Source organism: Novosphingobium sp. 9 (assembly GCF_025340265.1).
Lineage (GTDB): Bacteria > Pseudomonadota > Alphaproteobacteria > Sphingomonadales > Sphingomonadaceae > Novosphingobium.
This window is the reverse complement of sequence record NZ_CP022708.1, coordinates 405,525-422,056: the sequence shown is the minus strand read 5'-3', so window position 1 is coordinate 422,056 and position 16,532 is coordinate 405,525. Positions and strand designations below refer to the sequence as shown.

18 protein-coding genes and 1 pseudogene are annotated in these 16,532 nt (G+C 60.8%); 6 read left to right on the top strand and 13 right to left on the bottom strand.

Going from position 1 to position 16,532, the window contains the following annotated elements:
• Positions 1–5: 5 nt before the first annotated feature.
• Complete coding sequence (locus CI805_RS16625; RefSeq protein ID WP_260929330.1) at positions 6–710, top strand: hypothetical protein; 705 nt, start codon at positions 6–8, stop codon at positions 708–710.
• Between the two features lie 27 nt (positions 711–737).
• On the opposite strand, the pseudogene CI805_RS16620 reads toward CI805_RS16625, so the two are convergent.
• From CI805_RS16620 to CI805_RS20965, 5 genes and pseudogenes are all read right to left on the bottom strand, one after another.
• Positions 738–1,417, bottom strand: a pseudogene (locus CI805_RS16620) (Fe2+-dependent dioxygenase).
• Positions 1,414–1,785, bottom strand: a complete 372-nt coding sequence (locus CI805_RS16615; protein WP_260929328.1) for an energy transducer TonB — start codon at positions 1,783–1,785, stop codon at positions 1,414–1,416. The pseudogene CI805_RS16620 and the gene CI805_RS16615 overlap by 4 nt, the downstream one beginning before the upstream one ends.
• Before the next feature lie 408 nt (positions 1,786–2,193).
• Positions 2,194–2,931 (bottom strand): tetratricopeptide repeat protein, encoded by a 738-nt coding sequence (locus CI805_RS16610; RefSeq protein ID WP_260929326.1) that lies wholly within the window; start codon positions 2,929–2,931, stop codon positions 2,194–2,196.
• A 61-nt stretch (positions 2,932–2,992) separates the two neighbouring features.
• Entirely contained in the window at positions 2,993–5,428 is a 2,436-nt protein-coding gene (locus CI805_RS16605; protein ID WP_260929324.1) for a TonB-dependent receptor, read from the bottom strand.
• A gap of 309 nt (positions 5,429–5,737) precedes the next feature.
• Positions 5,738–7,813, bottom strand: a complete 2,076-nt coding sequence (locus tag CI805_RS20965) for an ATP-binding protein (RefSeq protein WP_313958591.1) — start codon at positions 7,811–7,813, stop codon at positions 5,738–5,740.
• A gap of 255 nt (positions 7,814–8,068) precedes the next feature.
• On the opposite strand from CI805_RS20965, the gene CI805_RS16590 reads away from it, so the two are divergent.
• Entirely contained in the window at positions 8,069–8,407 is a 339-nt protein-coding gene (locus CI805_RS16590; RefSeq protein ID WP_260929322.1) for a hypothetical protein, read from the top strand.
• Here CI805_RS16590 and CI805_RS16585 read toward each other — a convergent pair.
• Genes CI805_RS16585 through CI805_RS16565 form a run of 5 tightly spaced genes read right to left on the bottom strand, consistent with a single transcriptional unit; the run spans position 8,400 to position 10,904 of the window.
• The gene (locus CI805_RS16585) at positions 8,400–8,822 is read right to left on the bottom strand and encodes a putative quinol monooxygenase (RefSeq protein WP_260929321.1); all 423 of its coding nucleotides are present in this window, start codon (positions 8,820–8,822) and stop codon (positions 8,400–8,402) included. The genes CI805_RS16590 and CI805_RS16585 overlap by 8 nt on opposite strands.
• Complete coding sequence (locus CI805_RS16580; protein ID WP_260929319.1) at positions 8,823–9,242, bottom strand: carboxymuconolactone decarboxylase family protein; 420 nt, start codon at positions 9,240–9,242, stop codon at positions 8,823–8,825.
• On the bottom strand, positions 9,242–10,009 hold the full coding sequence (locus tag CI805_RS16575) for an SDR family oxidoreductase (protein ID WP_260929315.1): 768 nt from the start codon (positions 10,007–10,009) through the stop codon (positions 9,242–9,244). The genes CI805_RS16580 and CI805_RS16575 overlap by 1 nt, the downstream gene beginning before the upstream one ends.
• A 3-nt stretch (positions 10,010–10,012) precedes the next feature.
• On the bottom strand, positions 10,013–10,270 hold the full coding sequence (locus tag CI805_RS16570) for a tautomerase family protein (RefSeq protein WP_260929313.1): 258 nt from the start codon (positions 10,268–10,270) through the stop codon (positions 10,013–10,015).
• 4 nt (positions 10,271–10,274) lie between these two features.
• Positions 10,275–10,904 carry a cupin domain-containing protein gene (locus tag CI805_RS16565; protein ID WP_260929311.1) on the bottom strand — a complete coding sequence of 210 codons (630 nt, stop codon included), beginning with the start codon at positions 10,902–10,904 and terminating at the stop codon, positions 10,275–10,277.
• Here CI805_RS16565 and CI805_RS16560 point away from each other — a divergent pair.
• Positions 10,904–11,809, top strand: coding sequence for a LysR family transcriptional regulator (locus tag CI805_RS16560; protein ID WP_260929310.1), 906 nt, complete (start codon positions 10,904–10,906; stop codon positions 11,807–11,809). The two genes, CI805_RS16565 and CI805_RS16560, sit on opposite strands and share 1 nt — an antisense overlap.
• Positions 11,810–11,855: 46 nt before the next feature.
• On the opposite strand, the gene CI805_RS16555 is transcribed toward CI805_RS16560, so the two are convergent.
• Positions 11,856–12,917, bottom strand: coding sequence for an SDR family oxidoreductase (locus CI805_RS16555; RefSeq protein ID WP_313958604.1), 1,062 nt, complete (start codon positions 12,915–12,917; stop codon positions 11,856–11,858).
• 104 nt (positions 12,918–13,021) lie between these two features.
• Between CI805_RS16555 and CI805_RS16550 the strand changes: the two genes are divergently transcribed.
• The gene (locus tag CI805_RS16550) at positions 13,022–13,402 is read left to right on the top strand and encodes a winged helix-turn-helix transcriptional regulator (protein WP_260929306.1); all 381 of its coding nucleotides are present in this window, start codon (positions 13,022–13,024) and stop codon (positions 13,400–13,402) included.
• A gap of 247 nt (positions 13,403–13,649) precedes the next feature.
• Here the strand turns inward: CI805_RS16550 and CI805_RS16545 are convergent, their stop codons facing one another.
• Positions 13,650–14,057, bottom strand: coding sequence for a DoxX family protein (locus CI805_RS16545; RefSeq protein ID WP_260929304.1), 408 nt, complete (start codon positions 14,055–14,057; stop codon positions 13,650–13,652).
• A gap of 210 nt (positions 14,058–14,267) precedes the next feature.
• A complete protein-coding gene (locus CI805_RS16540) occupies positions 14,268–15,059 on the bottom strand; it encodes an alpha/beta hydrolase (protein WP_260929302.1) in 792 nt (263 codons plus the stop codon).
• Positions 15,060–15,259: 200 nt separating this feature from the next.
• Between CI805_RS16540 and CI805_RS16535 the strand changes: the two genes are divergently transcribed.
• Entirely contained in the window at positions 15,260–15,820 is a 561-nt protein-coding gene (locus tag CI805_RS16535; RefSeq protein ID WP_260929301.1) for a sigma-70 family RNA polymerase sigma factor, read from the top strand.
• Positions 15,817–16,530, top strand: coding sequence for an anti-sigma factor domain-containing protein (locus CI805_RS16530; protein ID WP_260929299.1), 714 nt, complete (start codon positions 15,817–15,819; stop codon positions 16,528–16,530). The genes CI805_RS16535 and CI805_RS16530 overlap by 4 nt, the downstream gene beginning before the upstream one ends.
• Positions 16,531–16,532 lie beyond the last annotated feature (2 nt).

Below are 16,532 nucleotides of genomic sequence, written 5' to 3'. Positions count from 1 at the left end.
CTTTCATGAGCCTGTTCCTGGCACCGCTATGCGCCCTGCTGCTGTCGGCAAACCCGGCAGCAGCAGCAGTGCAAAAGCACGTGCTGCTTGTCACCCAGACGGGCGGACCTAACGCGCCGGTCGATGCCAGGATCGCCGCGCATCTGGGAACACTCGGCTACGACGTTCGGCTCGTAAATCAGGACGCCGATCCGGCAAGTATCCGTAACATCGACCTGATCGTCCTGTCCTCGACCGTGTCGGCCAAGGACGTCAATCCCGGCTGGCGCACCGTCGCCATTCCCCTGCTGACCTGGGAAAACGATTTTCTCGACGATCTGGCCATGACGGGCAAGCGCCACGACACCGACTTCGGCGAGGTCGATAAGGAGCGTTACCTGTGGATCGTCAATGCCCCGCACCCGATGGCGGGCGGCCTTCCTGCGGGTATCGCCAATGTCTTTGTCAAACAGGCAGGGATGAGCTGGGGCAAGCCCGGCCTTGGCGCCACCACCATCGCCACGATCTACGGCCAGCCCGAAAAGGCAGCGATCTTCGGGTACGAGAAAGGTGCGACGATGGATTACGAAACCCTCGCGCCTGCCCGCCGGGTCATGATGTTCCTGGGCAACGACAGCTTCACGAACCTGTCGCCTGCCGGGATGACCCTGTTCGACAGCGCAGTTGCCTGGGCCATCGGTTCGTCCGAGCGCCGGCCAGACAGCAAGTAGCCCCGAATAGCCCGCTGGGTCGAAACGTCAGACGTCGGCCCAGCGGCGCAGCAGGTTGTGATAAAGCCCCGTCAGCTTGATGACGCGGGCATCGCCCTGCCCCTTTTCCGCCGCCAGATCCTGGATCGTGCAGTCCAGATCGAACAGCGACTGGCGCGCTTCGTTCTCTCGCACCATGCTTTGTATCCAGAAAAACGAGGCCAGCCGGGCCCCGGCAGTCACCGGCGTGACATGGTGCAGGCTGGACGCCGGATAGAGCACCATATCGCCTGCAGCGGGCTTTACGCGCTGCTCGCCGAACGGGGTCTCGATCACCAGCTCCCCGCCCGTGTAGGTATCCGGCTCTGCCAGAAACAGCGTAGCGGACAGGTCGCTGCGGATGCGGAAATCGCTGCCGCGCTGGATGCGGATGGCATTGTCGATGTGACTGCCGAATTCACCGCCCCCTCGTATCGGTTGAACAACGGCGGAAAGACCTTGAGCGGCAAGGCAGCGGCGATGAACGTCGGGTTGCGCCCCAGCGCGTCGAGCACCAGCGCGCCCAGCGTCCGGGCGGCCTCCGACCCTTCCGGCAATTGCAGGTTGCGCTTGGCCATGGCCGACTGCACCCCGGAGGTGGCATTGCCGTCCTGCCAGTCAGCCTGCGTCATCTGCTGCCGGACATGCGCGACTTCGGCCTGATCAAGTACGGACGGGATAACAATCATGACGACCTCAGAACAAAGGGAATGGTGACGATACCCTGGACCAGCACCGGCTCGCCATCGCGAACCACGGGCTTCCAGCGCCATTTGCGAACGGCGGCCAAAGCGGCTTGATCGAGCCTTGCCGAGCCGCTGCTTCTGGTAACATCGACAGAGGAGGCCCGCCCATCGATCCCCAACAGCAGCTTGAGCACGACCGTACCCTGCTCGTGCTTGCGGCGCGATTCGACCGGGTAGACCGGCGGCGTGGCCGAAATCATGCTCGACGACAGATCGCTGGCATTCATGATGCTGGGCTCGGCGGCCGGGGCAGGTGCGCTCTTCACTGCGGTTGGAGCAGGTGCGGAAACCTGCGTCATGGGCGCTGTCACGGGTGCCGGATTTGGGCTTGCCGTCACCGCAACCGGCGGCACAGGTGTCTCCGTTGCCACGGGGATCCGCACCAGCGGCACGGGCCTGGAGGGCAAGGCCTTCGCTTTGCTGGTCTGCTGCCTCGCCTTTGGCGCTGCGGCAGCGGGCCTCATCAGGTTCAGGGTCACAAGTGCAGGCTCGCGTCGTACGTGCCGGGCCGAAACCATATTCAGCAAGGTCAGTACCCCTGCACCGCCCAGCACGATCAGAGCGGACATAGCCGCAGCAAGGGGCCGCGAGCCTGCGGATGGACGATAGCCCGCCCGATCGACGCCGCCCGACTGGATTACGCCAGGATGCTCCGCGCCGCTCTCGCCATGCTGAGAGGGCATCGCGCTGAAAGAAAGTTTCGCCATCATGGTCCCGCGTCAGTCTGGCAGGGCACTATCGGCAGCGAGAGCCGCAAGGCGCGGATCGGACTGCTGCATGAACCAACCGCGCATCTGCTCCATAAATCTCGCCGTCGCGGTTTCAGGGACGCGAGCCAGCCAGATCAGAGCCTCGTCGATACGACCATCCTCGACCAGAATGCGCGCATGATTGAATTGACCGCGAAAATCGCCAAGCTCGGCGGCGCGACGATAATGCCGTGCGGCAATCGCACGATCTCGTTCAACGGCCCAACCGTCTTCATAAAAACTGCCGATCATGTTGATCGACTTGGCATGACCTTGCTCGGCCGCCTTGCGGAACAAGGCAAGAGCCTGGTGCAGATCGCACGACACGCCATCGCCCAGGGCCAGCAGCGTCGCCAGATTGTACTGTCCCCAGTCAAGGCCACGCTCGGCCGCAGCGCGATACCACAAAGCGGCCTGCGCCTTGTCGATGAGCGTGCCCCAGCCATGTTCGATACACCGGCCGACCATATTCATGCCCATCGGATGTCCGGCCTGCGCCGCTTTTCCGAACCACGCCAACGCATCCATCACATTGCGCTCGGCACCGCCCAGCCCTTCCAGACGCATCTGCCCCAGACGAAGCTGTGCTTCAGCAGAGCCACCCTCTGCCGCGACCTGCAGGGTGGAAAGCACCGTCTCCGGCGCGCCCGACAGCAGAGCCGCGAGATCCTCTCGATCCATCGCATTGAGTTCGGCCAGCGTGGTCATAGTAAATTCCTGAAAAACGAACGGCGGGAGCCAGTCTCCGCCCCCGCCGTCCTTGCAGCCATCAGTAGGTGATGCTGAGCGTGCCCATTACCGTCCGGCCTGCGGCCTGATGCGCGTAGTGCGTTGCATAGGCCTGATCGAAGTAACGCTTGTTCGTCAAGTTCAGCGCATTGACCCGTAGCCCGATCATGTCCGTGATCTGGTACGTAGCATTCGCATCGAAGCGCCAGTAGCTGGGCACATACGTCGCGCGGGTCTTCGTGATGACGACCACACCGTTCTGGATCGTGCGGCTATCGGAGAAACCGCCGTAGACCCGGCTCATGTAGATGGCGCCGCCACCCACAGTCAGCTTCGGCGTCACCTTGTAATTGGTGAAGGTCGTGAAGCTGTACTTGGGGGTATTCGGGAACGGATGCCCGGTCGCAGCGGCAGGCGCGGTCAACGAAACGCCGTTCACCGTCGTGGTGGTCAGGCCTGCGTTCAGCACCTTGGATGGCATGTAGACGAAGCCGCCGAACACGTTCCACTGCGGCGTGATGTTGCCGTTATAGCTCACCTCGGCGCCGCGCACCCGCTTGGTGCCGACGTAGGACAGGCTGCCATCCGGGTTCGTCGTCCGTGCATTGACGGTCTTGGTCTGGAAGACATCGACCGACAGCGACAGGTTATTGTCGAACAGATCCCACTTCGTGCCCAGTTCATATGACGTCGTCTTCTGGACCTTGAAGTCGTTAGGATCAATGTTCGCGGTCGTCACAGTGTTGTCTTCCGAACCCTGCCCGATAAACGAGCCCGGCGGGATCGCCGACTTGGCGGTCGAGAAGTAGATGCTGCCATTCGATGCCGGCTTGATCAGCACACCGGCCTGATAGGTCCACAGGTCGTTCTTGGTGTTGACCCAGGTTCGCGATGCGGTGGAGGTGGCCGTAAGCCCCGCGCTGGCATTGGTCGAAACGTGATCGTAACGCCCCCCCAGATTGACCAGCAGCCAGTCGGTCAACGTCATGGTGTCGAACAGCGAGGCCGAATAGTCGCTCGAATTGGTCAACGTCTGCGTCTTGGGCAGGCTCTTGACGATGGCGGTCTCGGTCGTCGACGTGTCGCTGGTGTAGCTGTTCCACGCATCGTAGGGGTTCGGATTGGCAACCGTCGTGCAATAATAGCGCGCCAGCGTAGCGGTGTTACAGCGCGGGCTGACCGTCGAACCCGTGGAAATCGCTGCGCCGGTCGCGGCGTTGGACACGAACGAGCCGTAGGCCGAGTTCTGCCAGTTGTATTCCAAGCTCGCCGAGAAGCTATGCTTGATGCCGCCGGTATCGAACTTGCCGGTCAGATCGGTCTGGTTGGTCAGGCTTTCATAGAAGCCGTAGCGCGTGTTGGCGCGGCGCCATACGGTACCGGTGTTGTAGACGTTGCCTTGTGAATCATCGGGCTGCGTCCAGACATATTCCTGATAGTTATGCGAATAGCGCGTCGTATTGCGGATGACGAAACCGTTGTCGAATTCGTGCCGGAAGCGCGAGGTGAACTCGTTCACCGTCGTATGGCGGAAATCGCGATCTACCAGACCGTAATAGGCATTGCGCGGCACGTGAATGCTCTGGCCATCCGCCGTGGTGTAGTCGGTCGCCGGGCCGGTAAGGGCATTGGTGGTCGGCTGATTGTTCAGCGTGGTCGTGTACGGAATGCCGGAATCGGGCAGTTCGTTGGTATGCAGGTGATAGTAGTCCAGCGTCAGGCTGGTCGGACCGTTCAGCCCAAGCGTGATCGACGGTGCGATGCCCCAGCGCTTCTGGAACACCGGGCCACGGCCCGCCACATCCTGATCGTGATACATCGCGTTCAGGCGGACGCCGACGAAATCGTTGATCGGCTGGTTGATATCGACCGTGACACGCTTGTAGTCGTCGCTGCCGTAGGTCGCGTCCATCTTGGCGAAGCGGTCTGCGGTCGGCGCCTTGCTGACGATGTTAATCGAGCCACCAGCATTACCGCTGCCGCTCTGCACGCTGTCCGAACCCTTAACGACTTCGATCGACGACACGGCGAACGTCTCGCGAGACGAAGCGCCGATGTCGCGCACGCCGTCCATGTAGAGCGAGTTCTGGCTGTCGAAACCGCGAATGAAAGGCCGGTCGCCGAGCGGGTTGCCGCCCTCGCCCGCGCCCATCGTGATGCCCGGAACGGTACGCAGTGCATCGCTCAACGTGGTGGACGCAGTATCTTGCAGCACTTGCTGCGGGATGACCGTGATCGAACGCGGGGTATCGACCAGAGGCGCGGTATACTTGGGCGAATCCATCTGCTCGGTCTTGTAGCCGCTCTCGTCGATCGCGGTATCCGTTACTGTCACGCCGCCCAGCACGGTCGTCGGCTCGTCCGACTGGCGCTCGGTGGTCTGCGCCTGTGCGGGCACGGCCGAAGAGATGATGCCGACGGCACCGAGCGCAAGAAAGCTCGGGCTGCTGGCGGATAGGGTTCGTGGTCTGGTCAAAATGCGGCTCCCTGTTGTTATCGCAACGCGATTGCAAACGTGAGCCGCGGGTATTCGTAATGCGAACCAATATCAATGTCACGGCGCTTTGGCCAAAAGCCACGATGGGCAGACATTCTTACAGTAAGTTTGAAATTCGACCCGACGATAATGGCGAAAATGCTGGAATTCTTCGTCCATTTTCATCAACATTGGGATATTATTGGGATAACAATAAATTGCCCCAACCCTCGAGTTGGCTTCCGCATTTCATGTCGTGCGAAATGTATTGCGCCGAAGAGGCAAAGAAAATTGCGTGCCTGAGATCTCTTAAGGATACAACGGCAAGCGGACTTCAATCGTGAAGCCTCCTCGCGTCGGGCGCACGGCCGCTACGCCGCCATGCGCCGTGGCGATAGCTGCCACCATACTCAGCCCGAGGCCATGCCCTGGAGAGCTTCGGCTGCGATCGAGGCGCACAAGCCGATCGAAAATACGCGCATGGTGTTCTTGCGGAACACCCGGGCCATTATCCGTCACCCGGATGACCGCTTGGCCATTTTCGCAGCAAACGGCAGCCTCGATTATCGTTCGGTCAGGCGTATGCACCATCGCATTATCGAGCAAATTGCCGACCATGCGCTGCAATAGGGCCCTGTCGCCGAGAACCTGCGCAGAACTGACCTCGATATCCAGCGCTCGGCCCGAATCCTCGACAGCTGGGCGATGGGCTTCGGCGATGTCGGAAACCGCCTTGGCCAGATCCACAGGTTCGAACCGGTTGCGCACGGCCTGCCCGTCCAGTTCCGACAGCGCCAACATCCCAGCGAACAGTTCCAGCATCGTGTCCATTTCGATCAACACCGAAGCCAGACCCTCCTTCTTCACGGGGTCTGTCTCTGCCCTGTCCATCCTCTCGATATGCGAGCGTATCCGGCTGAGCGGTGTTCGCAGGTCATGCGCAAGCGCCGTGGAGACCTCTCGCAGATTGGTCAAAAGTGCCGCGATGCGATCCAGCATTTCATTGACGATGGCGGAAAGCCGGTCAAACTCGACCCCCGATCCGTCCAGCGGCATTCGCTCTTCAATTCGTCCTGCTGTGACAGCAACCGCCAGCCGCTCGAAGGCCTGTACCCGCCCACGGAATACGTGGATCAAAGCGTAAGTTGAAAGCGCACCGATCAGCAGGATCGCACAAAACGCCATCACGAACAGATGCTCGATCCGCGCGTCGATGCGATAAATCACGATCCGATCCGCCGCGACGACAAGCCGCCCGCCGCTGCCGGTCGCCACGTTCACGCCCTGGGCGATTCCCTGCGAGCCATCCGTCCGAAAGAAATGGATGAACTCGGTATACCCGGCCTTGGGAATAGCGGCGTTCAGATCGCCTGCCACTCGCCGCCCGTCGGCATCGGTGACGATGTAGGCCATGATCGGCCGCATCGCCCCCGCATGGGCCGCGACATAGCTGATACCGTCGGTTCTGCGCGCACGCACCGCCATGACAAGCGCCTGAGAGCCACCCTGTTTCTCGATATCGAGCAAGTTGCGGATTTCGAGCTGAATCTGGGCATCGAGGCGCCTTTCCAACTCGTGATGGACAAGTCGCAAGGTGGTGTCGCCCAGTATCGCTGTCACCAAGGCCGCCGCAATAGCGAACAGAACCGTCAAACCTCGGAACGTACGTGGCAAGGCCCATATACGGTGCAACAACAAGCCCACCTTACTCCTCTGCATCGGCCAGGATGTAACCTGCCCCCGCACCGTCCGGATCGCGTTATAGTTTCCACGTTCGTTCAGCTTGCTGCGCAATCGGCTCATATGCGTTTCGACAATATTCGTTTGCGGGTCGAAACCGAAATTCCAGACGCGATCCAGCAGCATCGTCCGGCTCAGAACACGGTCGGCACTGCGCATGAGTTGCTCGAGCAGGCTGAACTCACGTGGTTGCAGATCAACCAGGCCGCCTGCGCGCCAAACCTGCCGACGGCGAAGATCCATTCGGATATCACCGACTTCCAGCACGTCCACAGATGCAGTAATCGGGGGACGCCGGGCAAGCGCATCCAGCCGCGCCTCGAATTCCGAGAAAGCAAACGGCTTGACGAGATAGTCGTCCGCGCCGGCCTGCAGCCCTTCTACGCGATCCTCAATACCGCCCAGCGCTGTCAACAGCAGAACCGGCGTCTGACACCCCTCCTTGCGCGCGCGGCGCACGACCGACAACCCGTCGAGTCCGGGCACCATGCGGTCGATGACAGCAACGTCCAGCGCTGTGCCCATCAGGACTGCATAGGCATCGTGCCCGTCGCTGCTGCGATGGACCTTGTGTCCGGCCTCACCCAATCCTGAAATAATGAATGACGCGAGTTCCTCATCGTCCTCGAGCACAAGCACATTCACTTGAAACAGACCTTTTCCCTGAATCTGAGCACAAGATTGGGAAAATATTGGGGCGGGCACAAATTACCCCAACATCACATCCGCAACATGGCCACAGCTGTTTCTGCCGGATAGTCTGCCATCATGCAAATGCAACGCAATAGTTTTGAGGACGCCACATCTCTGCATCCCGTCTTCGTGGCAACGGATAGGGTGCCCCGTTACCGGCGCAATCCAACGCCTCGACGGCCAAAGGCCCAAATGCCTTTGACGCGCATGAACCGGCTGGCCGCCGTCGAACGAAGCATCGTTGCAGCCTTGCGAGGCAAAAAATCGGGCAGCTTTGACGATGATGCTATGCTGGTATTCAGCATCTTGCGAAACATGGCCAGCAATCAGAAAATCATCATCGCACCGCTGGACTGCGCCTTTCTGTCCGAGGGAGAAGCCATCATCCTCGCCGTATTGACGATGTTGCAGCGCAAGAAAGATGACTACGATTTCGGGATGGGCGCGGATTTCATGTCCTGGTCGCTCAAGGCCTGCGACTTTCTCGACCGGCAAAACAAGACGCTGGACTGGAGAAATTTCTCCCGCTTGGCAAGAATTACATAAACCTTCCCGCACCCGGGCTTTTGGCGCGGAGAAGGATCGGATCGGTTTCAACGAGCCTGAGCGACCGCACCATCGCTGCGGTGCTGTTTTTGTACTTGAGAAAGTGCGGCGACATCAAATGCGCCTCATAGGCGACCTTATCGGCGTAGATTTCAACAATGCGGATCTGCGCCGGATGGCCCTTCACCGAGACGGCATTCAGTGAAAGCACGCCCGGCTCCAACCGAACCGCAGCCTCGATCTCCTCGCTCAGGAGTGCCTTATAGGTATCAAGCTGGGCTGGATCGATGTCCAGTTCCGCGATACGAACGATGGGCTCGCACACTGGTTCCGCCATGGCACTCCTTCCTGGCAAGGCCAGCGCAATCGCGCCGACGAATGCCGCGAATATACGCGCGGGCCGGGTGATCACCACCTAAACGCCCGCGTCCTCAAAAGCCTGTTTCAGGATCGGTAGCGCCGTCATCGCAGGCGGCCATCCGGCGTAGAAGGCGATCTGGGTGACGGCCTCGACGATCTCGCTCTTGGTTACACCGTTTTCGAGCGCCTTCTTGATGTGGAACGGCATCTCGTTGATGCGGTACATCGCGATGAGGCAGGTGATCGTCACCAGGCTGCGGTCGCGTGGTTTCAGCGCCGCGTTCTCCCAAACGTCGCCGAACAACACCTTGTCAGTTATCTCGGCGAGGTGCGGCGCAATGTCGCCAAAGGATTTACGGGCGTTGGTAGGTTCGATGGACATCGTCTCTGCTCCTGCAGTGAGTGGCCATGGCATGGTCGTCATGGCAAACATAAAGATAGCGGTTCGCCGGCTGAACTGGGCGGCCAGCATCATCAGTGCGCGGTAAAGCCACCGTCAACCGGCAACGCGGCGCCAATCACAAAGCTGGCTGCCGGACTGCACAGCCACAACACGGCGGCGGCAATTTCGTTGGAATGGCCGAGGCGACCGATCGGCTGCTCCCTCATAATATCGGCCATAGCTCCGGGTTGTCCGGCCAGCATGTCCTGCACCATCGGAGTGTCGATCGTGCCGGGGCAGACGGCATTGATGCGGATGCCGCGCGACGCATATTCGACCCCGGCACTACGGGTCATACCGATCACCGCGTGCTTGGTGCCGTGATAAGCGGCGCGCTGCGGCAGGCCGACAAGGCCACCGAGCGACGAGCAATTGACGATCGCGCCAGAGCCTTGCGCGCGCATCACCCGCAACTCGTGCTTCATGCAGGCCCAGACACCGCGCTGGTTTACAGCGGTAACGCGCTCGAAGTTCTCAAGCGGCTCGTCGGCCGCGTCGGACGGCGGCACCTGGATTCCGGCGTTGTTGAACGCCATGTCGAGCCGGCCATAGCGTGCGACCGCAAGGTCTATCATCCCTGCCACCTGGACCTCGTCGGCGACATCGCAGGCCGTCCCGATTGCAGTGCCACCCTCGCTGACGATCCGCTGCGCTTCATAAGCGGCCAATCCGCCATCGATATCGGCCAACACTACCGACGCGCCATTTGCGGCAAAGGCGCGCGCTGCGGCCAACCCCATGCCTTTGGCGGCGCCGGTCACCAGCGCGACCTGCCCTTTGAAATCATAAACAGGGTTCATGGATCAGCCTTCATCTTTATTCGTGGCCCTGGGCCCCGGACCGTAGCCCGGCACCTTGGTCAGCGTGCTCCACCTGCGCTGAATGTCCGGATCGTAGACAAGCGAGAACCATTGATCGGGCTGGATTTCCTCGAAGCCAACGGACACCGCCTCATCCCCGTAATTCAGGATGCGGGTGATATCGCTGACGAGCGCAACGGACAGATCCCGCTTCTGCACGTCGGACTTGCCGGGGTAGAGCTTCACTACGACATGGGGCATGCGCTCAGTCGCTAGCCAGGGGAGCGAAATACTCCTCGTCGGTCACTTTCTCCATCCAGACGACGTTCTTGCCGTCGACCATGTCCTGGATGGCAATATGCGTCATGCCCTCGTGCGCGGTGGCGCCGTGCCAATGCTTATGATCGGCCGGACACCACAGGATATCGCCGGCATGGAACTCGTACTTCCCACCACCCTCGATCTGGGTCCAGCCCACACCTTCGGTCACGATCAGCGTCTGCCCGGCAGGATGCGTGTGCCAGGCACTGCGCGCGCCGGGCTCGAAATGGACGATCCCGCCGCTGATTCGAGACGGGTCCGGGCGCTGGAATTGCCCGGTGATCGTGACCTTGCCGGTGAAGTATTCAGATGGTCCGTCGACGGTCTTGAGGTCATCCTTGCGTGAAATGTCCATGTTGGTCGGTCCTTTCTGCGCCGATGCAGCGCCTGCGAGCGACATGAGACCGGCAAGAAAGATTGCGCGCTTGATCATGAAGGCCAGCATCCAGTTCGCGATCGTTCGTCCTGAGCGATCGACATGACGCTTATCTAGGGCACCCGGACGAGCAGGATTAGCGCCCCGGCACGCAATGAACTGATGAATGTAGCTCAACAGCGTGATAGTCTGGGCCAATGCAGATAAGTCGTGCCGACCTCGCGGATTTTCTCTATTTTCTCGCCATTGCGCGGCACGGTAATTTCCGGCGTGCGGCCCTGGAAATGGGCGTTACCCCCTCCGCGCTGAGCCACGCCATCTCCGTACTGGAGGCGCGGCGAGGCGTGCGATTATTGAACAGAACTACAAGAAGTGTGACGCTTACCGCCGCCGGCGAGGAACTTCGGGCCTCGATCGAGGGGCCGTTGCAGACCGTCAACGATGCGGCAGAAAATCTCAACCGTTTCCGCGATACGCCGACCGGCCGGGTAAGGATCAACGTCCTCGAAGATGCAGTGCCGCTTCTGCTTGGGCCTGTGATGCCCATCTTCGTCGACCGCTATCCGGAAGTGGAAGTCGACATCAGCGTCAGCAATCGGCTGATAGATGTCATCGCCAGCGGCTTCGACGCGGGCATACGGTACGGTGGCACGGTGCCGGAAGATATGATCGCGCAACGCCTTTCGCCCGACATCCGCTGGGTCGCAGCGGCATCGCCGGCCTATCTCGAACGCTTCGGCACGCCGGTCGTCCCGCAAGACCTCCAGGATCATCGCTGTATCCGCATCCGCCTGGGCAACGATCAAGTGTACGACTGGGAGTTCGAGCGCGGCGAGGAAACAGTCTCCGTGACAATGCCCGGTCCCTTGACCGTTGACAGTAGTCACCCAGCCTTAAGCTTTGGCCTTGGCGGCGCCGGTATCATTTACGGTGCAGAGCCGATAGTCCGGCCTTATTTGCAAAGCGGCGCGCTGCATCTCGTGCTGGGTGATTGGGCATCTATGGGCGAAGGCCTTCACGCATATTACTCCGGGCGTAGGCAAGTACCGACCGCCTTGCGGCTTCTCATCGATCTCATCCGAGAATTAGACCCCCTAAAATGAATATACTATAGATAGGTGCAGCCGGATAACGACTAACGGTACAGCATTACGGGATGAGACGATCCGCGAGGAGCCGTTCAAATAGCGCGTAAAAGGCGTCGTCGGTCGCTTGATATGCCGTAAAGCCGAGTCGCCGGCTTTTTGACATGTCCGTCACGACCTCAATGGGGCGGCCAAGATCGGCATCGGTGTGCCAGGGCGATGCGAGGCGCGACAGATCCGGCTCGATCAGACCTTCACGCTCGGCTAGTGCCCGCCAGTTATCGGCATCATTCGCCATCTGCTGTTCCAAAGGTCGGACGGTTCCATCAAAAGGCTCTGCTTCGATGCCGAACCAGTCTGCTATCCGGCCCCACATCCATTGCCAGCGAAATACATCGCCATCGACCACGTTAAAGTCTTCGTTGTGGGCTGCCTCGCTCTCCGTCGCCCATAGCAGATGACGCGCCAGTTGCCCGGCGTCGGTCATGTCGGTCAGGCCGTTCCATTGGGCCGCCGAACCCGGGAAGATGAATGGCCGGCCGGTATCCCGACACAGCGACGCATAGACAGCCAGGGTCGTTCCCATGTTCATGGCGTTGCCAACCGCCTTGCCGATGACCGTATGGGGGCGATGAACACTCCAAGTAAAGCCATCGCGCTGTGCCGCCGCAAACAGTTCGTCTTCCTGAGCATAGTAGAAGTTCTCGATATCGAGCCGACCCTGCTCTTCACGGAAGGGCGTCTGAGGCAGAGTGCCTTTGCCGTATGCCTCGAACGGCCCAAGGTAATGTTTGAGCCCGGTGACCAGCGCGACGTGACGTGAGCGTGAAGCCTTCGGCAAGCCGGCGAGCAGGTTGCGAACCATGGCGCCATTCACCCGGATGTTTTCAGCCTCGCTGTCCTGGCGTAACCAGGTGGTGATGAAGACCGCATCAGGGTCGATCTGCGCAAGAGCTGCAGAAGTAGCCTGCGCATCCTGCAGATCGGCGAGGATGGGAAGTACGCCGTGTTGCTCGACCGGGCGCCGGGACAGCCCGTAAACCGTCCAGCCCTGCTCGACCAACAATGCAGCCGTCGCGCTTCCCACTATGCCGCTAGCGCCCACTACCAACGCCGTCTTCGCCATGATCGTCACCTTCGTCTCGTTCAAGAGCAACTCAACTAGGCAGGATGCGCGTTTGGTTCTAGACGGCACCAAATAGGTCACTAGGCACCAAGAGGTAACCAGCCATGCTCCCCGGCACCGCTGAAGAAGAATGGCGCGAGGACTGCGCACCGCGCCGTGTCCTGTCGCTTTTCGCGACCAAATGGACCAGCATGGTGCTGCACACCTTGCATGCACGCCATGGTGGCGTTTGCCGCACCGGTGTGTTGCAGCGAAGCCTTCCGGGTATCTCCAAGAAGATGCTGACGCAGACTCTGCGCGATATGGAAGAAACTGGCCTGATCAGCCGCCATGTCCAGAGCGCTATTCCGCCAGCGGTCGAATACCGCCTGACGGCGCTGGGCATGCGTTTCGTTGAGCCGGTAGAATTGCTTTATGCATGGGGACGTGACAATCCCGATGCGCTCGATCAGTTTGGGACCAGGCCAACGAGCAGGCGAAACTGACTTCCTCAGTCGCGGATTGATCGAGGTGATGATCATGGTCGCGGCTGAGGAAGCGTCGTAGCGCTGGTTCATGTCTTCCAAGACCGCTGAAAATCTTTGTTGTGCAATCCTAGTCGCCAACGAGCCCGACCCATTCCGGTCGTTCGACTGCGGATTTCAATCGCCCAAGACCGGACCGTCAACTCCGCAGGCCGTCAAATTTCCTAAGCCTCCACCAAGTTTGAGGCGCTAGACCCCGCCCCAAAAATCAAGGATGCCCGTAACGGAGAGGCCATTGGATCACGCGGGCTGTCCACAGCGGCCACCAGATCAAGACGGGTTGAAGCATGAGCCGGGGAATGTGGTAAGCGAGCATGTATTCGTGGTCGGGCTTTGCCAGATCGATAAACATATGCTGGAAGTTCGCAGGCCAGACACACACTGCGTAAATGGCAAGCCCCCATGCCGCAGCCTTGCGTAAACTCGGAAGTCGCCATTGCATTATTCCGATTGCACCGGAAATTTCCGCTAATCCGGTCAGCATAACCATCAGATCAGGTGCGGGCACCCAACCTGGAACGATTGCGACGAATGGGGTCGGTAACGCAAGGTGGAGCACTCCGGCAGCGACATAGAAACACGCGATAACATTGCGGGAGATGGATCGAACCTTCATGCCGGGCCTTCTGCGCTTTGGGGTAGAACTTGTCAGGATAAAATATAATCACAACCTGACCGGAAGCCGGTTCTGGAAACACGCAGTCGAAGCACCGATTTCATGCACATGGAACTGAGTTTCCAACCCATTATGTCCACTCAGTCGCTGGCTTTTTTACCTCCCCGGTGCAGAAACTCCGTTTTCGCATTCCTATTCCCGGAGGTTTTCCTATCTCGATGTGCTGACCTGCTGGGTAAAGCGGGCCATATCGTCGAGTACACTGGCCCGTCCGCGAAGGGGTTTGGCAATCGCGGTGACGAGACCCACATGCCCCACGTCGGCATAGCGCTGTCGCTCCACCCGGACGCCGGCGGCTTTCAGCTGGCGTTCCAACGCATCGCTGTTCGCCGGGCGCACCAGCTTGTCCTTGTCCCCCGTTGCCAGAAAGGCGGATGGGTCGCCCGGACCTGCGAAATGGACGGGCTGGGTTGAGATAGGGTCTTCGACGCCCGCGAAAGTCTTCTCCACCACAGGGCCTTCGAACGGCAGGAAGTTGTAGGGGCCCGCCAGTCCGATCAAGCCGCGAACGGCAGTGCGATCCTTGCCAAGCCATCGGGGATCGAGGGCCAGCATCGCCGCATTGTAGGCCCCGGCAGAGTGCCCAGCGAGGATGAGCCTATCCCGGTCACCGCCGAATTCCGCCGCATGGGATCGCACCCAGCGCACGGCGGCCGCGTTGTCTTCCAGGAAGGCGGGATAGCGCACTTGTGGGACAAGGCGGTAATCGGGGATCGCCACCACGAACCCGCGCGCGGCCAGCGCGCGCCCGACGAACGCATAGCCAGTCCGTGTTCCCGAGTTCCACGATCCGCCATAGAAGAAGACGATGATCGGCCGTGGTGCAAGCGAGCGAGCCTTGGGCGTGTAGACGTCCACGCGCTGGCGCGGATCGGGACCAAAGGCTGCGCCGCGCACGGCCAATACAGTCCCGCCGTCCTTCGGCATGACGGTATCGAACATCTTGAGCGGAGAGCAGGCCGAGGCAAGGAGCCCTAGCAACAAAGCGATGCCCATCCGCGCACGGCGTCGGTCAGCGAACCTCACGGCGATCCGGGTTATCTTGTGCCACCGTCTTCATAACATCCCTCCTTGCAAGGAATTTCCCACGCTATAGTGTCTGCTTCGATGGAGCTACGTTGCTCGCCGGTCGATGGATGCACATGGATACGACGATTTCCGACATGAGCGCCATCAGCCTTGCCAGAACGCTGCAACGCGTCGCCGATGGCGACAGGGTAGCGTTCGAGGAAGTCTATCGTCGCACCTCGGTGAAACTATTCGGCGTGTGCCTCCGTATCTTACCTGTGAGACACGAGGCAGAAGAGGCATTGCAAGAGGCATATCTCCAGGTTTGGCGGCGTGCAGCAGCGTTCGACCCCTCACGCGGCAGCGCCATGACATGGCTCATCACGCTAACGCGCAACCGGGCGGTCGATCGCCTGCGCGCAGATGGCAAGATCGCGACAAGCCCGATCGAACTGGCGGCCGAAGTCGCAGACGATGCGCCTGCCGCGCCGGACCTGCTGGAAATGGGTGAGGACGAACAGCGTCTGGCCCATTGCCTCGGCACGCTGGAAAATGGCGAGCATCAACTTATTCGCATCGCCTTTTTCGAAGGCTCCACATACGCTGAACTCGCCAACCGCGCCGCGACGCCGCTGGGGACGATCAAGAGCCGGATACGCCGTGCCCTGCTCAAGCTGCGGGACTGCCTGCAATGACCACGCCGCTTTCCGATGACGACGAACTACTGGCCGCCGAGATGGCCTTCCGCCTGATCGATGGCGAAGACCTGCGCGCGGCCGAAGCGCGGCTGGGCAGCGATGCCGAATTTGCCGCAGCCCACGCCCGCTGGCAGGCGCATGCCTGTGCGATGCTGTCCGGGTCCGGCGAAGCGCCTCGTCCGTCCGTGTGGAGCGCGATCGAGGCGCGACTGCCTGCCAACGACGTCACCCCGAAGGCGCCTGGGAATACGTCTCTGCGCTGGTGGCAGGCCGCAACCCTGATGGCTGGCAGTGCCGCCGTCGTTCTGGCCGTGGTCGCGCTGCGCAAGCCGGAGAGCGTGATCGTACAGGTGCCGGTGGCGCAGCAGGCGGCAGCGTCCGCGCCGATGGTGGCGGTGCTGACTGGCGAAAAGGGCGTGGTGACGGTCAGCTTCGATCCGGCGAGCGGACGCATGACCTCCGCCGCAACCGGGCTGGAGGTGAAGGGCCACTCTCCGGAGCTCTGGGTGATCCCGGCAGACGGCAAACCGCGCTCGATGGGCGTATTCGATCCCTCCGCTCCTGACTGGGCCAAAGTGCCGACAGGCGCGTCGGCGGCCATGGCTGCGGGGGCGACGCTGGCAGTGTCGGTGGAGCCTTTGGGCGGTTCGCCGACCGGCCAGCCGACCGGCCCGGTTATCCTGACCGGAAAGCTGGTGGCGACCTAGCC

Coding starts and splice junctions, on each gene's coding strand:
- CI805_RS16550 (WP_260929306.1), top strand. CDS start 13,022: ATGCTCCCCGGCACCGCTGAAGAAGAATGGCGCGAGGACTGCGCACCG.
- CI805_RS16555 (WP_313958604.1), bottom strand. CDS start 12,917: ATGGCGAAGACGGCGTTGGTAGTGGGCGCTAGCGGCATAGTGGGAAGC.
- CI805_RS16540 (WP_260929302.1), bottom strand. CDS start 15,059: ATGTTCGATACCGTCATGCCGAAGGACGGCGGGACTGTATTGGCCGTG.
- CI805_RS16545 (WP_260929304.1), bottom strand. CDS start 14,057: ATGAAGGTTCGATCCATCTCCCGCAATGTTATCGCGTGTTTCTATGTC.
- CI805_RS16535 (WP_260929301.1), top strand. CDS start 15,260: ATGGATACGACGATTTCCGACATGAGCGCCATCAGCCTTGCCAGAACG.
- CI805_RS16590 (WP_260929322.1), top strand. CDS start 8,069: ATGAACCGGCTGGCCGCCGTCGAACGAAGCATCGTTGCAGCCTTGCGA.
- CI805_RS16570 (WP_260929313.1), bottom strand. CDS start 10,270: ATGCCCCATGTCGTAGTGAAGCTCTACCCCGGCAAGTCCGACGTGCAG.
- CI805_RS16580 (WP_260929319.1), bottom strand. CDS start 9,242: ATGATGCTGGCCGCCCAGTTCAGCCGGCGAACCGCTATCTTTATGTTT.
- CI805_RS16575 (WP_260929315.1), bottom strand. CDS start 10,009: ATGAACCCTGTTTATGATTTCAAAGGGCAGGTCGCGCTGGTGACCGGC.
- CI805_RS16610 (WP_260929326.1), bottom strand. CDS start 2,931: ATGACCACGCTGGCCGAACTCAATGCGATGGATCGAGAGGATCTCGCG.
- CI805_RS16530 (WP_260929299.1), top strand. CDS start 15,817: ATGACCACGCCGCTTTCCGATGACGACGAACTACTGGCCGCCGAGATG.
- CI805_RS16625 (WP_260929330.1), top strand. CDS start 6: ATGAGCCTGTTCCTGGCACCGCTATGCGCCCTGCTGCTGTCGGCAAAC.
- CI805_RS16560 (WP_260929310.1), top strand. CDS start 10,904: ATGCAGATAAGTCGTGCCGACCTCGCGGATTTTCTCTATTTTCTCGCC.